10 protein-coding genes are annotated in these 14733 nt (G+C 27.7%); 6 read left to right on the top strand and 4 right to left on the bottom strand.

From position 1 onward, the window contains the following. Nucleotides 1-6: 6 nt before the first annotated feature. Genes BLA55_RS03585 through BLA55_RS03575 form a run of 3 tightly spaced genes read right to left on the bottom strand, consistent with a single transcriptional unit; the run spans nucleotide 7 to nucleotide 3036 of the window. Nucleotides 7-1062 carry a hypothetical protein gene (locus BLA55_RS03585; RefSeq protein WP_073372716.1) on the bottom strand — a complete coding sequence of 352 codons (1056 nt, stop codon included), beginning with the start codon at nucleotides 1060-1062 and terminating at the stop codon, nucleotides 7-9. A gap of 55 nt (nucleotides 1063-1117) precedes the next feature. Beyond that, nucleotides 1118-2062, bottom strand: a complete 945-nt coding sequence (locus tag BLA55_RS03580) for a hypothetical protein (protein WP_073372715.1) — start codon at nucleotides 2060-2062, stop codon at nucleotides 1118-1120. A 38-nt stretch (nucleotides 2063-2100) separates the two neighbouring features. Next, a complete protein-coding gene (locus BLA55_RS03575) occupies nucleotides 2101-3036 on the bottom strand; it encodes an RluA family pseudouridine synthase (RefSeq protein WP_073372714.1) in 936 nt (311 codons plus the stop codon). Nucleotides 3037-3267: 231 nt separating this feature from the next. On the opposite strand from BLA55_RS03575, the gene BLA55_RS03570 reads away from it, so the two are divergent. From BLA55_RS03570 to BLA55_RS03550, 5 genes are all read left to right on the top strand, one after another. After that, complete coding sequence (locus tag BLA55_RS03570; protein WP_073372713.1) at nucleotides 3268-3531, top strand: HPr family phosphocarrier protein; 264 nt, start codon at nucleotides 3268-3270, stop codon at nucleotides 3529-3531. Nucleotides 3532-3580: 49 nt separating this feature from the next. Next, nucleotides 3581-4525, top strand: a complete 945-nt coding sequence (locus BLA55_RS03565) for an ABC transporter permease subunit (protein ID WP_157089927.1) — start codon at nucleotides 3581-3583, stop codon at nucleotides 4523-4525. Continuing rightward, the gene (locus tag BLA55_RS03560) at nucleotides 4500-5594 is read left to right on the top strand and encodes an ABC transporter permease subunit (RefSeq protein ID WP_073372711.1); all 1095 of its coding nucleotides are present in this window, start codon (nucleotides 4500-4502) and stop codon (nucleotides 5592-5594) included. The genes BLA55_RS03565 and BLA55_RS03560 overlap by 26 nt, the downstream gene beginning before the upstream one ends. 9 nt (nucleotides 5595-5603) lie before the next feature. Next, complete coding sequence (locus BLA55_RS03555; protein WP_073372710.1) at nucleotides 5604-7751, top strand: OppA family ABC transporter substrate-binding lipoprotein; 2148 nt, start codon at nucleotides 5604-5606, stop codon at nucleotides 7749-7751. Nucleotides 7752-7822: 71 nt separating this feature from the next. Then, the gene (locus BLA55_RS03550) at nucleotides 7823-8908 is read left to right on the top strand and encodes a M20/M25/M40 family metallo-hydrolase (protein ID WP_073372709.1); all 1086 of its coding nucleotides are present in this window, start codon (nucleotides 7823-7825) and stop codon (nucleotides 8906-8908) included. A gap of 32 nt (nucleotides 8909-8940) precedes the next feature. Here the strand turns inward: BLA55_RS03550 and BLA55_RS03545 are convergent, their stop codons facing one another. Beyond that, nucleotides 8941-11568: an MIP family Ig-specific serine endopeptidase gene (locus tag BLA55_RS03545; protein ID WP_073372708.1), complete on the bottom strand. Its 2628-nt coding sequence runs from the start codon at nucleotides 11566-11568 to the stop codon at nucleotides 8941-8943. Between the two features lie 305 nt (nucleotides 11569-11873). Here BLA55_RS03545 and BLA55_RS04420 point away from each other — a divergent pair, with 305 nt between their 5' ends. Continuing rightward, nucleotides 11874-14534 (top strand): lectin like domain-containing protein, encoded by a 2661-nt coding sequence (locus tag BLA55_RS04420; RefSeq protein ID WP_235631831.1) that lies wholly within the window; start codon nucleotides 11874-11876, stop codon nucleotides 14532-14534. Nucleotides 14535-14733 lie beyond the last annotated feature (199 nt).

Here is a 14733-nt window from a genome sequence, read left to right as displayed (position 1 = left end):
TATACTTTAATAATTGAAAATATCATTAATATTTTGATTTATTTGAATAAGAAGCTTCGAAATTTCATATTTTGTTTGAATTGATTCGTGTTTATATATTTTTATGAATTTGGAATCAGTAATTCAACTAATATTTAAAATCACTTCTAAAATTTGATCGGATTCGATTTTGTGAGAATTTAAAATTTTTAATGCATCGTTTAATTTTGCATCTCATTGTGATAATGTATTGTTTTTGGTGTTTTTAATTTCACGAACCGACAATGTCAATTTAACAAAAGCAACCGTAGAAAAAATAGTCACTATATCTCAAAATGAACCATTAACTAGTGCATCAATAATTCTGTTTTTGTCTGCGTAAAGTTGCAAAGTGTATGAAAAACAAAGTGATAAAACAACTAAGCACACAAAAATTACTAATCAAAATAGAATGACGTAAAAATTGGACAATGAAGGCGCTGAAATTTGTTGTCTGGTCTTAATTAATCGAATTATATCTTTTTCCAATTCAACAATTTCGTGTAATTTTTGTTGTGACTTAGCGACATTTTTGTTTGCATTAATACTTAAAATTTGAGCATTAAAATTGAGATGATTAAAATCTTTTTTGGTTTTAAATTCAATTTGATTTTTTAGTGTCTTGTTATTTTTTTCAGGAAAATAACTCAATATTGCTTGAATTTGCTCATCTTGTGGATGAAGCTTTGCAATATGAAAAACTTTTGAACGAGAGAGTAAATAAAGCGAATAGCTATAAATTAATACAAAAATAAATCATATTCCGATTACTGAAGTAATTATTATGAAAACTAATTGCATCATATTAGTTACGACTGCTCATCCATCATATGGTCGAAATAAAATAAGCACTAATCACAAGCTAAAATTAACTAGTGCAGAAAGAAAAAATAAGACAAATAAACGAAAAACTTTACTATTAATTTTTTCCAGCGGAATGATTTTACGCTTGTTGTAATATTTTAATAATTGTTGTTTATTTTTAACCAAAATCATTTTGAATAAGTCGCTAAAAGTACTTAATCAATCAAAAATTTTTTTCATTTTACTCCTTATTAAAAAGCAAAACAGAGACATGCAATATCTCTGTTTAATAAATTTATTTTACAATTTCTGCATCTTCTTCGTTATTTTGATTTGATACATCAGTTTTTTTTGTAAATTCATAAATTTTTTCAGCTAATTCTTCTTTACTTAAATTCTCATATCCAAAAATATTTAATCTACGAGCCATTGAATGTAATGTTGCATTTGGTAAAGATAATAATTTATCAATTGTTTTTTTCTTTTCGTCATTTGCAGCTTTAGCAGCTTTTACTTCAGGATTTTCGTTTTGATTTTGTTGAGCAGCTTGATTTGATTCAGAATTTGATTCTTGATGAGTTTCTGGTTTTTCACCTCAATATGTCCCAGTAAAAGGATTGAAGTTATCTCCAAAAATACCACCACGTTTTCTGAGTTCTTCAAGCATTTGGTCACGTTGCATTCTAAATGTAACTTCCATGAATAATTGTTTAATTTTTGTAACGCTTTTTCCAACTAAAAAGTAAGAAATAACACCAATTAAACATGCAGAATAGTAAAGATAGTGACTATTTGGTAAAGTTTGGAAGTAGTTTTTAGCAAAAAGAACTTCACTTATAAAAATTCAACCAAGATAAAAAATTAATAAACTAAACATTGATGTTAATCTTGAGAAACTTTTTAATGCATAAGATCTCACTACAGTTGCTAAAAAGTACACAAATATACAAAATGCAAAAATAGCACTTACTGCATATCTAGTTAAAATAGTTTGAAATACTTCATTTGCAGCAATAATAGCAGCATCTGAGCTTGCTTTATTACTTTCGTAAAAACTTTTAAGTTGTGTTAGGTATGCACTTTGATCAAGTTTAAATCACAATAATGAACCTAAAATCATTCCAAATAGTAAGAATAGGATTAGTGCATAACTAACTATTCAGATACGAAATGATTTTTTTTCATGTTTTCAAAGTTCAGTAATTGTTTTAACTTTTAGAAATTTTGAAACATCTATCATAAATATCTCCTTTTATAATATATAAAATTATATAGTTTTTATGATTCAATTTCACTTTTTTCATTATTTATAAAACTATCAAAATCAAAGTCACAAACATCAAATTCTTTCGGTGGTTTTGAGAATAAAATAATTTCTTCTTGAGTCTTTGGATGAGTAAATTGTAATTTATATGCATGTAGTCTTTGATTGAATTCATCAACTTTTTTTCCATAGACCGGATCACCATAAACTGAGTTCTTAATATATGCTGCATGAACCCGAATTTGATGTGTACGACCAGTTTCTAAAGTTGCTTTAACCAATGACATAGGCATGTGATTTAAGTAGAAAGTTTTTAAAACTTCTAAATGAGTAATTGCATTTTTTGAATTGTGGTTAGTCACAGTCATTTTTTGACGATTTTTTGTATCACGTCCAATTGGTAAGTCCAATTTAATTTTACTACTGCTTAAAAGACCTTCACAAATTGCTAAATAACTACGTTTAATTTCGTGTGTTTTAAAATATTCAGCTAATTGTGTGTGGATTGCGTTATTTTTAGCAATCATTATTAGTCCCGAAGTGTCTTTGTCGATTCGGTGAACTATCCCCGGTCTTAAAAGACCGTTGTGATTTGATAAATTATTTTTAAAGTGGTACAGTAAAGCATTGACTAAGGTATTGTCATGGTGTCCCGGTGCGGGATGGACCACCATCCCAGATGGTTTATCGATTACTAAAATGTCTTCATCTTCATAAACGATTTTCAATTCGATATCTTGAGGATCGATTTTAATTTCTTTGTCTAATAATCTAACAACTTCGATTTCTTGTCCTTCACGAACAATGTATTTTGGTTTAATTACATTGTGTCCGTTGACAAAAACAGCTCTTTGTTCAATTAATTCTTTAATATCATTACGTGAAATATCACAGTGATTTGAAATATATTTATCAATTCTTTCTTTGTATGTAACTGTTAATTTAATCATGATTGAAATTATAACAAATCATAAAAAAATGATTTTACGATTAATCCGAAAATCTCGTCAAAGATTTTTTCATATTTTTTACAGTATTTTAGATTGATTATGTTAATTTTGTTCCATAATCGTAACATTTAAAATTTAATGGTATAATTTACTAAAAACTTAATTATTTGAATATCTAATCAAGTGTTATTGTTTATCAATAACTAAAAAATAAACAAATAGGAGATAAATATGAAAGAATTTACATGTGTGATTGCTGATCCTATCGGATTACACGCAAGACCAGCTACAATTTTAGTAGGTACTGCAGCTAAATTTAAGTCAGACTCAAAAATCGTTTCAAACGGTCGTGAAGGTAACTTAAAATCAATCATGAACGTTATGGCTCTTGGAGTAAAGCACGGAGCTACTGTAACAATTAAAGTTTCTGGTGATGACGAAGAAGATGCAATGGTTGCTATCGAAAACGCTTTAAAATCAAATAACTTAATTTAGTTCTTAAAAAAGGTGCTTTTTGTTGCACCTTTTATTTTTAGAAAAGTTAATGCAAAAGAGTCTTTCAACGATATTTTTAAGAATATTGTTAACTATTGCTTCTTTGTTTGTGATTGTAATTATCACTCATTTATTCCTAGATTATGCAATGAACACAACACAAACTAGTGTCGAGATTTATCGTAATTTATTTGTTTTTTTATTTGATATTTTAATTTTTAAATTTGGTAATTTAAGGAACCACTTTTTACAACTTAATTATTCTGGTGTTACGCAATTATTTTTTAGTTATTTTAAATGGAGTCTTGCTTTAATTGTCCCTTCGGTGCTTCTGGGGACAATCTTAGGATTCATTTTAGGTTATTTTAGTGCAAAACGTCAAAGTTTTTGATTCAACTTATTCCTGAATTTCTTTATTTTTAGTTTCGCAACTTTACCAATTTTTATAATTATTCCTATTATTATGGAAATATCTGAAGCATTAGATATTCCAATTCAATTTATTGAACCTAGTGATTTAGGTTTCGGTTTTACACTATTAAGTTTAATGTTGCCAATCTTATTAATGAGTATTCAAATTAGTGGTATTTTCGCTTTATACGTAAAGACACGTGCGATCGTAATTTTGAATAGTACTTACGTTTTATACTGTAAAACAATTGGATTGAGCGATTTTGCTATTTTTAGAAAAGCAATTTTTAAAAATTTATGTTTATCCCTACTGGGGATACTTACAAGTCTTATCGCTTTAAGTTTAAGTTATTCGCTGATTATTGAACGTCTATTTCAAATTAAAGGTCAAAGTGTGATTTTATTAAATGCATTCGAATGAAAGGAAATTGATTTAGTTACATTTTTAATTCTATTTTTAGGTTTTATTTTATTTACAATGCAATTTATTTTTGAAACTTTAGAAGAAATTTTAAGAGACCAAATCCAATTTAGAAAACTCAAAAAGAAAGGTAAATATGGAAAAGCAATTCAGTTTTGTTAAAAATAAAAAAGATTTTGATAATTACCAAAATACAATGCAAAGCAATGAATTTAGACTTTTTCTAAAACGTTTTTTCAATTCAAAAATCAACTGATTTCTTTTTGGTTCTTTGGTTTTAATCTTTTTCGCATTAATTATTTGCGTAATTTTTTCTAAATATAGTTGAAATACAGCTGTTTTAGATTCAAAATATGCTTACAATTTACCATCATTTTTCAATCCTAAAATCACTGTGAGCGTTAAACCGAATTACGAATTAAGTAATTTGCAAGCGATGCAAAATTACGGTGAATTTAAAATCGAAAAAATTCAATACGTTAATGATTTAGCTAGAGTAACATTTAATCCTTATAAATTAATTCAAGCGATCCGAATTTATAATCAAGAAAAACCTGAACAATTAATGACTTTTTTTGGTACCAATAACCTAGGAATAGATAATTTTAGTTTTTTTAATTATTCTTTTTTTATTACTATTTTAATAGCTTTTTCGTCAGCTTTAGCTTCATTAATTTTTAGTTCAATTTTAGCTTGTTGCACACAATGATTTTTCTCAAAAATTCAAAATTTTTCGAATAATTTAATTCTTTCAATCGCTCTATTACCAAGTTTAATTGTCGCTATTTTATTCTTTAATTTATTTGGTTATTCGCACGCAAAAGCATTTTGAATTCTTTTTGTCATTTCAATACCAAATTTTTACTTTAGTTGTTTAGTTAAAGCAAAAGCAATTTACAATAGTGATTATATAAAAGCTTATATTGTTAGCGGCTTAAGCAGTAATCAAATTATTTGAAAAATTACTTTTTGACAAATTTTAAAGTTTAATTTTGCATTAGTTAGTGATCAAATGTCACTATCAATTACCATCCTAGCTGCTTTAAGTTTTTTTAATGTTTCAGGAATTTTGCAAAACGCAAACATAGGTAATGTTTTTAAAGGTGTAATTGACAATTTTCAAAATTATGCGTTTTCAATTTATGTAATTATTAGCACCATTATTTTCATCTTACTTTTAAAAATAAATAGTATTAAACTTTTTATCGCTTGAAATCCGGAATTAAATTAAAGGAGCTGTATGAAATTAAAAAAAATATGATGTCTACCTTTAGCTTCAATCCCTTTTGCAGCTGCGGTTTCATGTGTGTATACAGGTGATTATGTTTCGTATCACGAATATAGTAAAATGTACAATGCAGCTAATAATTTAATTGAAAATGATTTTAAGTTTAATCAAAACAAGTATCTTGAAAATGAAATTGATAATTTGAATTTTGAACCGATTTTCAAATATCATTTTGACGATAAAATGACCTATGATTACTTAAATAATTACGTTAAAAATCCAACAAAAAAATATTTAAAGTTCTCGCTTGCTCGAAGTGTTTTACTCAAATTTTCAAATCAAACACAATTTATTTATGATAATGACGAATATGATACAAATAATATCGTTCCGGACATTAATTCTGGTTACTCAAAAAGTATTTATTCAGTTGATTCAGTTGAAAAAAATTCGATAAATAATTCATTTTTTATCGAAAATTTAGCTAAAGCTGAATCGGTTGTTATTAACCTAAATCCGGTTAATTATGTAGATTCTAATGGTAATTTAAGTGCTTTTGAGTTAGTTGGGGACGATTTATTCGTTTCATTTAATAGCCCTATAAATAAGGAGTATAAGGAAAAAATAATTGAAAAATATGGTATTGAAATTAGAACAAGTGATCATAGTGTCCAAATCAGTTCAACCAAATTTAAGTTAGCTGATTTTATTTTTGAAGAGTTATTGAAAAACACTATTTTTAATCCTATTTCGACTCAATACCTAAAATCTAAAAACATCTCAATTGAAGAATATAATCCAAAATTAAGTGAAAAATTATTTTTAACACCATATTTATTGCATGAAAATTCAATTGACAAACAAGTTTATATTAAAAATCAGTTTTATGTTAACTCAGATTTTGTCCAAAAAGCAAATAATTTAACTAAAATAACTCTTAAATTTCAAAACCTACCAATTGATAATGAAACATTTAGAATCCAACTTTTTAGAGGATATCGTCAAAGACTTGTTTCGGAAGCAAAATTGAATGTTTTTAACTCGCTCCAACAACGTGAAATCATTAATAACGCAAGTGCTTATGGTTTACAGAATGACAATTCGATCATTTATAACCAAAGTAAAATGAATTATTTTTATAATTCAACCTTAAATCCTAATTTGGAAAATGATTTTAATAAAAATTACTTAAATTTAGTTTATGGTGGAATACAAAACGAGAATAGTTCAGAATATTTTTATGCCAATTTAGAATCTTATTTATTCAGACTGTATTTGAATGAAATTGTTAATCCTTATTATTTTGCTCAATTACTTAATCAAAATGACATAATTAAGAATTCAGCATATCCTTATGCTCAATTCTTTAAAAAAGTTGACCAAAGTAACTATAAAAATGTCGTTGATGCACTTTTGTGAGTTGATTCATATAATATTGGTGATCTAAATTTAACTAAAACAATTCAAAATATTACTTTAAATGATAAAAATCAATCATTAAGTTTTGAGCACTTATTTGATTTTAAAGTTAAATTATCGAGTCAAAATTTTGAATTTATTAGGCAAAATTTAAAAGATTTATTAGATCGCTTTTATTCAGAACATAAATTAAATGCTCAGATAGATAAAATTTCATGGACTTTACCAATTTTTCAAGACCAAAGCGAATTATTAATTAATGCTTATCAAAAACTCAAGGAATTCTATAATTTTGTTGATCCAAGATTAGATTTTAATTTTAAATTTGTTGATTCTGATTATTTAACAAAATACAATTCAACCTATAAATATGGAGCAAAAATATATTCTAATAGCAAAATTAGTAATTATTTTGTCCAAATTTTAAGTCAAAAAGATTTCCAAAGAGCACTTGTGTCAAATCATGCAATTTTTATGTATCCACAATTAAATAAATTTATTGAATGATTCAAGCAAAATAATGATTATGAAAATCAAATTGAGCAATATTTAAGCAACTTAAGCACTTATGAACAAATTGAGTTGGTTAATGCTTTCTCAGCCTTGGACTTAACTCCAATAACACATCAAAGTGTAATTAATATTAATAGTTTTGACCAAGAAATAGTGCAAAATTACTATCAAAAACCACTCAGCGACACCAATTATGTCAATTTTGAAGATATTAAAATCATCAAGTAAGATCTTGGAATGTTTTATGTCTAATTGTCTTTGTTATATAATTTAACAAATCAAAACGAAAAAGGAGAAAAATGTCAGATTATAAAAAAATTGCTGATCGTTTAGATCAGTATATGCAAATTGAAGCTATTTCAAGATATGAAGAACCTGTTGTTGAAGCTTTAAAACAAAATATTGTCAGTGATAATTTTGAATATTCACGTGACCACATGGGATCTTTAATTATTCATAAACCATCAAAAAATCCTAATGCACCTAAAGTTATGATTGCTGCACACATGGACGAAGTTGGTTACTTAGTAAGAATGATAAAAGAAAACGGTAACATTTTAGTTTCAACAGTTGGAGGAGTTTGACCAAGTGTTGTAATTGGTACTAAAGCTAAAGTTGTCACAAATCGTGATAACAAAGAATACTATGGTGTATTTGGACACACATCAATCCACATCATGGAACGTGATAAATTTTCAAAAGCAATTACTGCTGATGAATTATTTGTTGATTTAGGATTCAATTCAGCTAAAGAAGTTGAAGAAGCTGGTATTGAAATCGGTGATAGAATCTACTTAAGTGGTGAAACATTACACTTACCAAATAACATTATCGGTGGTAAAGCGATGGATAACCGTGCTGGGGTTACTGCACTTGATTTTATCGCTAACAATGTTAAAGATTTAGATTTAGATGTTGACTTGTACCTAGTAGGGACAGTTCAAGAAGAAGTAGGGACACGTGGAGCTAAAACATCAGTTAGTTTAATTAATCCTGATGTTGCTTTTGCAGTGGACACTGGGGCTAGTCACGATACAACCGGATGCAAAGCTGGGACACCTGTGTTAGGAAAAGGAGCTGCTGTACTTGTAAAAGATGGTGGTACTTTAATTGATCCAAAACTTTTTGAATACGTAATGAAAGTTGCTCGTGAAAAAAACATTTTAGCATATAAATATATTGCTGAAGGTGGTGGTACTGATGCTGCTGAATTACAATACGCACAAGGTGGAGCTGCAACTATTACAATTTCAATTCCACAACGTTACTTGCACTCGCCAATTGGTTACGCTTCTTTAGTAGATATTGATGCAACAATTAATTTAGTAACCGAATTCTTGAAATCATTTAACGCCGAAGAATACAACCAAATGCGTTACAAATAGAAAAAATCAGGATGAACAAATCCTGATTTTTCTTATCCGAAAAGTCTTGTGGTATAGTCACTTCCGTAAACTTTGCTTAATTGCTCGCGGTATGAATTTAATTGGTGTGAGTACTTACTTTTATCACTACCGTCAATTAAGTTATACGGATAAATAGTACCATTATTAGTACTTCACACCACATCATTTGTAAATGGAGTTATTAAAGTTGTATGCAATGTACGATACTTATTATCATTATCAAGTACAACGGTAAAATCATTACCTACACTTGCAAATAGTAAACCAATTGGTAAACCTTGTTCATTAATTACTAATGAACCACTCGCACCTCCACGTACACGATTTGATTGTGCACTTTCAAAAGCTAAACCGTAATAAGCTGGGACAATTTCATCATTAAAACGGTTACCATGATCAGCCACTTCGCGATTGTGGTACTCATTATGTGTTATTCAAATTACACGTCCATTCTTAACATTGTCCCGGTTTTCGTGAGTATCTAATTGGTCTCATGGTGAAGAAATTAAGACTAAATTCTTTTGATCAACAATCGGATATCCATAAAAATAAATTCTCTTTGGTGCTATATTTCAGTCATTGTCACCATATGCATTTGTGATATATTCATCTAAAGTCTGAGCTTTTTCATATGTATCAATATCATTTAAAACCTTGAATTCTTTTTCACCAATTACGTTATAAATAAGATTAAAACCTGAACCGTAACTATTTTGTGCATAAGGAAAATTATCAGTCATTAAGAATTTATTAGAACTATTTTCAAATCGTTGAATTGATTCATCAAGTGTTTCGATTGATTTTAAAATTTGTTTAGCTACTGCAAATGCATCAGTATTAGGTTTAAAAATATTTTTTGGTAATTTATTAAAGTCAAAATCCATTTCCAAGACAGCGAAATCAGTATAATGGTTTCGACCATCATATTCATAATTTGCATTATCCATAAAATTACGAGCTAAGAAAAAGTTTCTTGGATAATTTTGTTTCTCTAATGTTAAATATTTAAAATCAGCTCCAGTTTCACCGCTTAATTGCTTGGTAAATCCTAGAATCATCGAATTTATTTTTTTAACTCTTGCAGATTGAACGTATTCTGGTAAATCATTGTTCCCAAAAATGTCCGCAGCGACATGATAATTGGTACCAAAATACAATTTATAATGACGATTTTCGACTTCTTTATAGTCTAATAACCAAATTGTCCCTGCCGAGAACGATCCATCATCAAAAGTTCATGTGAGACTAAATGAACGATTTTGAATTAGGGATAAATATTCACGATTTGAACCGTACTCTAAGGAAGCATCTCCATCTGAACGCGAATCAAGAGTCTTAGCGTTTGGATGAGTTTCGTAATAATAAGCACTAGTATTTTCATAATTATTATCAGATTCATTCGTGGTTGAATCTGTCTGATTTGAATCGTTAGCAACATCGTTTTGATTATTTGTTTCTTCATTTTCAGTTGATGAATCTACATTTACTGAGCTTTCGGTATCATTTGTTTCTTCATTTTCAGTTAATGTGTCTACATTTTCTGAATTTTCGGTATCATTTGTTTCTTCGTTGATAATTGGATTATTCCAATTTGATGTTTCGTTTATTTCACTATTATTCTCATCATTAGATTCTGAATTTGCATTTTCATTATGTTGTGAACTATCGGATTTTTCTTCTCTGGAAGACTCTGTACTCATTATTTCATCACCTTGTTTATTTTTATCCTCGACATTAGAATCATCTTTTTCTTCAATTTCAGAAGCGTTCTCATTTAAAAGGTTTTCATCGGTAGATGTATTGCTTTGTGTATTTGTAGAATCATTTAATGTATTATCATTTGTATTTGCAACTTCTGAATTAGATAAATCTTCGCTTGAATTAGCATTGGATGTTCAATTTTCTTGATCAGAAATATCATTTTCATGCTTTTCTTCTGAATTTGAATCATTCTGATTATTTGTGCTATTTTCGTTTAAGGTTTCAGAATTTGGATTTTCTACTAAAACTGAATCATTATCATTAAAATCAGATTCATTATTTTCTGAATTATTGTTATTAACTTCAGGATTTGATTCTGCATCGCTAATTGATTTTTCTTCATTTGTTACAATATAATTATCGGTATCACTTCTTTCAGAACCATCCTGATCAGATTTAGTTGTATTTTCACTCACAGAATTATTATTTGAATCATCAAGTTCTGAATTTTTATTGTTATTTTCATTCGAAGAATTTTCAATTTCTGATGAATTAGAATCATTATTCAAAATAGGATTTGATTCATTTGTGTTTGAACTTGAATCAATTACATTATCCTTTTGATTATTTGAATCTTTTTCATCTGCATTATGCGAAATGGTTGAATCGTTTTTTTGAGAATCTGACTCATTTATATTTGAGTTTTGATCACTTGAAGGAGTATCTTTATTTTTTTCTTCTCCAGAATTGATTTTTTCATTAATAGCGGAATTATCATTTTCATTCTTTGGATTCTCAGGTATATTATTATCGTTTTTTTCTACGATTTTTTCATCTTTCTTTCTATTAAAACATGAAATTGAAGCAGAAGATATTAATATGGTAGAAGCAATTAAACTAACATTCAACAAATTAAATTTAACCTTTTTAAAATTCATTTTTTTCCTTTTAAAAAGCCTGAACTTTTTTATTAATTGAACTTATAATCAAATTTAATTTTTAGATTAAAGTCTTATAAAACAAGTTTAAAAGTCAAAGCTTTATATATTATTAATTATATTATATGTTCCTGTTGAAAATCTACAAACAAAACAAAAAAGATTAACTTCTTGTTCACCGACTCACTTTTTGAAATATCTTAAATTAACAATTAAAAACCTATAAAATAAACAATATTTTTTCAACAATTTGAGTTTTATTAAAATACTTTATAAAAATATTAATATTTATTTAAAATAAATATATGAGATTCAAAAATAAAAAAATATTAACTAGTTTATTGGTTAGCCCAAGTTTATTAATACCTTTTAGTGTGATAAGCACAACCACATCAGCTGATTCTGACGCACCAAAATTAGAACTTTTTAAAACTAAAAGTGCAAAAGAAATTGCAAAAATGGAATTTTTTGATGCAAGAGAATACAATTTAGTTACTAATGTTAAACATCAAGGACATGAAGGTCTTTGTTGAGCATATACAATTGCTTCAATTTTAGAAACTAATATGTTAAAAAATAATATAGGTAATTACACTAAAAATTCTTTAGATATTGATGAACATGCAATTGATTACATAAGTAATAGTTGAAATCACAATGCAGATAAGTTAAATTTAAATCCCGATGCTAAAGAATGAAAAGGAATTTTAGGTGAAGGAAATTATTTATCTCACGCATTTAATGGTTTAATGAGAAATACGTCCCCAATTGCTCAAACTAATCAAAATGAGTTTCCTAATTTTGATAATCCTACAATTGCCAAAATTAAAAATGCTGTAAAAATTAATCATACTGTTGATGATATTAAATTAGCGATTGCCAAATATGGTTCTGTGGGAGTTGCTTATGCTTTTAACGAAATGAATTTTGGTTCTAAAACCGTTTGATACAACGAACCAAATTCAATTATTGAAACTAAATCACTTGAAGAAAGAAAAATCAAAAATCATGCTTCAGTTATTGTAGGTTGAGATGATACTTATTATCAATCTAATTTTGAACCTGAAAGACCGAAACAAAGAGGTGGTTTTATAATTAAAAATAGTTGAGGAACTAAAATGCATGGTCAGGGCTACTTTATGCTTTCATACGATTCATTAGATTTAATTCATGAAGTAATGGCAGTTGAAGTAGAAAATAATAATACATATCAAAATACTTACTATTATGATACAAAAAATTCATTTTCTTTATTTGCAACCATTGATACTAATGAAAGAACAATGGCAAATATTTTTCCAGTTAAAAAAGCAAATGATGAAATTGTAGAAAAATTAAAGTCAATTAATTTTGCACTCAGAGGCTCAAACATTACTGCTGAAATCAAAATTTATGTTAAAAATTCTTCAATGTCTAATCCTGAAGATGGTGAATTAAAATTAACTCAAGAAGTGCAAATTCCAAATTCTGGTGATAAAGGATTTTATACAATCGATTTAAATGAAGAAATTATTTTAAACAAAGGTCAATATTTTTCAATCATAGTTGATGTCACTAACAAAGGTGAACAAAACGTTGATTTGATGGCGAGTGATGAAACTAGAGAAATTTTGAGTTTTTATAAACATAATAATCAATGAGTAAATAGCAAAAAAAGTTTTGTTGTATTTGGAATTAAAGCTCATACTCTTGAAGTGCCAATTAATGAATTAAATAAAGGCACAGCAGTTAATGAAGAAAATAAAGAATTAGAAGAAAGTTCTGAAACAAATACAAATAATAATCCTAGTGAATCAGATACAGAAAATAATCCACCTAGAAGTGATCACAGTGAAAGTGAATCAGAAAGCTCTGAAAGTGATGTAGAAACAGATACAGTAACTAATATTGAAGAGTCATCAGATAGTGAAATTTCAAGAGAAGAAGAAATAAGTTCTCCAAAAACTAATGAATCTGGAACAGAAGCGGATTCAGCATCTCAAGATAACAACAAACCTACAACAGAAGATTCTGCAACTGAAAATAAAGATGCAGCAAATGAAAATCCAACACGCGATCAAAGTAATTCAAACCCTGAAACCGAAGAGGATCAAATTAATGATTCTTCAACATCTGAATCACAACCAAATGATCCAGTCGAAACAGGAGAGCAAGCTAATTCAAGTTCAACTACTAACGAAAGTTCAACTATAGAAAAAAATAATTCTAATAATGAAAAAGAATTAGAAGAAAGTTCTGAAACTAATACAAATAATAATCCTAGTGAATCAGGTACGGAAAATAATCCACCTATAAGTGATGACAGTGAAATTGAGGTAGAAACAGATACAGTAACAAATATTGAAGAGTCATCAGATAGCGAGATTACAAGAGAAGAAGAAATAAGTTCTCCAAAAACTAATGAATCTAGAACAGATTCAAGTTCAGAAGAAAATAATCCGATTTCAAAAGAATCTGATGCATCTAATGTTGAAGACAGTAGTTCTCCAATAGCTGAAGATACTACTGATGAAAGTTCATCGGAAGATGAAATTAATTCAAACTCTGAAATAGGAGCGGATTTAGCATCTCAAGATAACGACAAATCAACAACAGAAGATTCTGCAACTGAAAATAAAGATGCATCAAATGAAAATCCAACACGCGATCAAAGTAATTCAAACCCTGAAACCGAAGAGGATCAAATTAATGATTCTTCAACATCTAAATCACAACCAAATAATCCAGTCGAAACAGGAGAGCAAGCTAATTCAAAACCAACTACTAATGAAAATTCAACTATAGAAAAAAATAATTCTAATAATGAAAAAGAATTAGAAGGTGTTTCAATAGAATCTGAAAAATCTAAAACCAATAAAATACATGTTATTTTATGAAGTATTTTAGGTGTTTCAACTGGAATTATAACTTTTGGTATAGCAACTTTCTTTATTGTTAAATTAATTAAAAAAAGAGTTAAAAAATAATTTTAACTCTTTTTTCCGCATTTCCCGCTTACGAGTTTTTTTCTAAGTTTGACACTTTTGAAACTAAAACACAACGAATAACTCTACAAAATAGAATTGTTCGTTATTTTTTAATTTCAAAAGTGTTAAACTTAGGAAAACGTTATTATAGGTGATGATGGATATATTAAGGATTTTTATGGTGCATGATACTACGGTA

The organism is Mycoplasmopsis pullorum, from assembly GCF_001900245.1.
In the GTDB taxonomy this organism is placed as follows: domain Bacteria; phylum Bacillota_I; class Bacilli_A; order Mycoplasmatales; family Metamycoplasmataceae; genus Mycoplasmopsis; species Mycoplasmopsis pullorum.
This window is presented reverse-complemented; position numbering and strand designations above follow the sequence as displayed.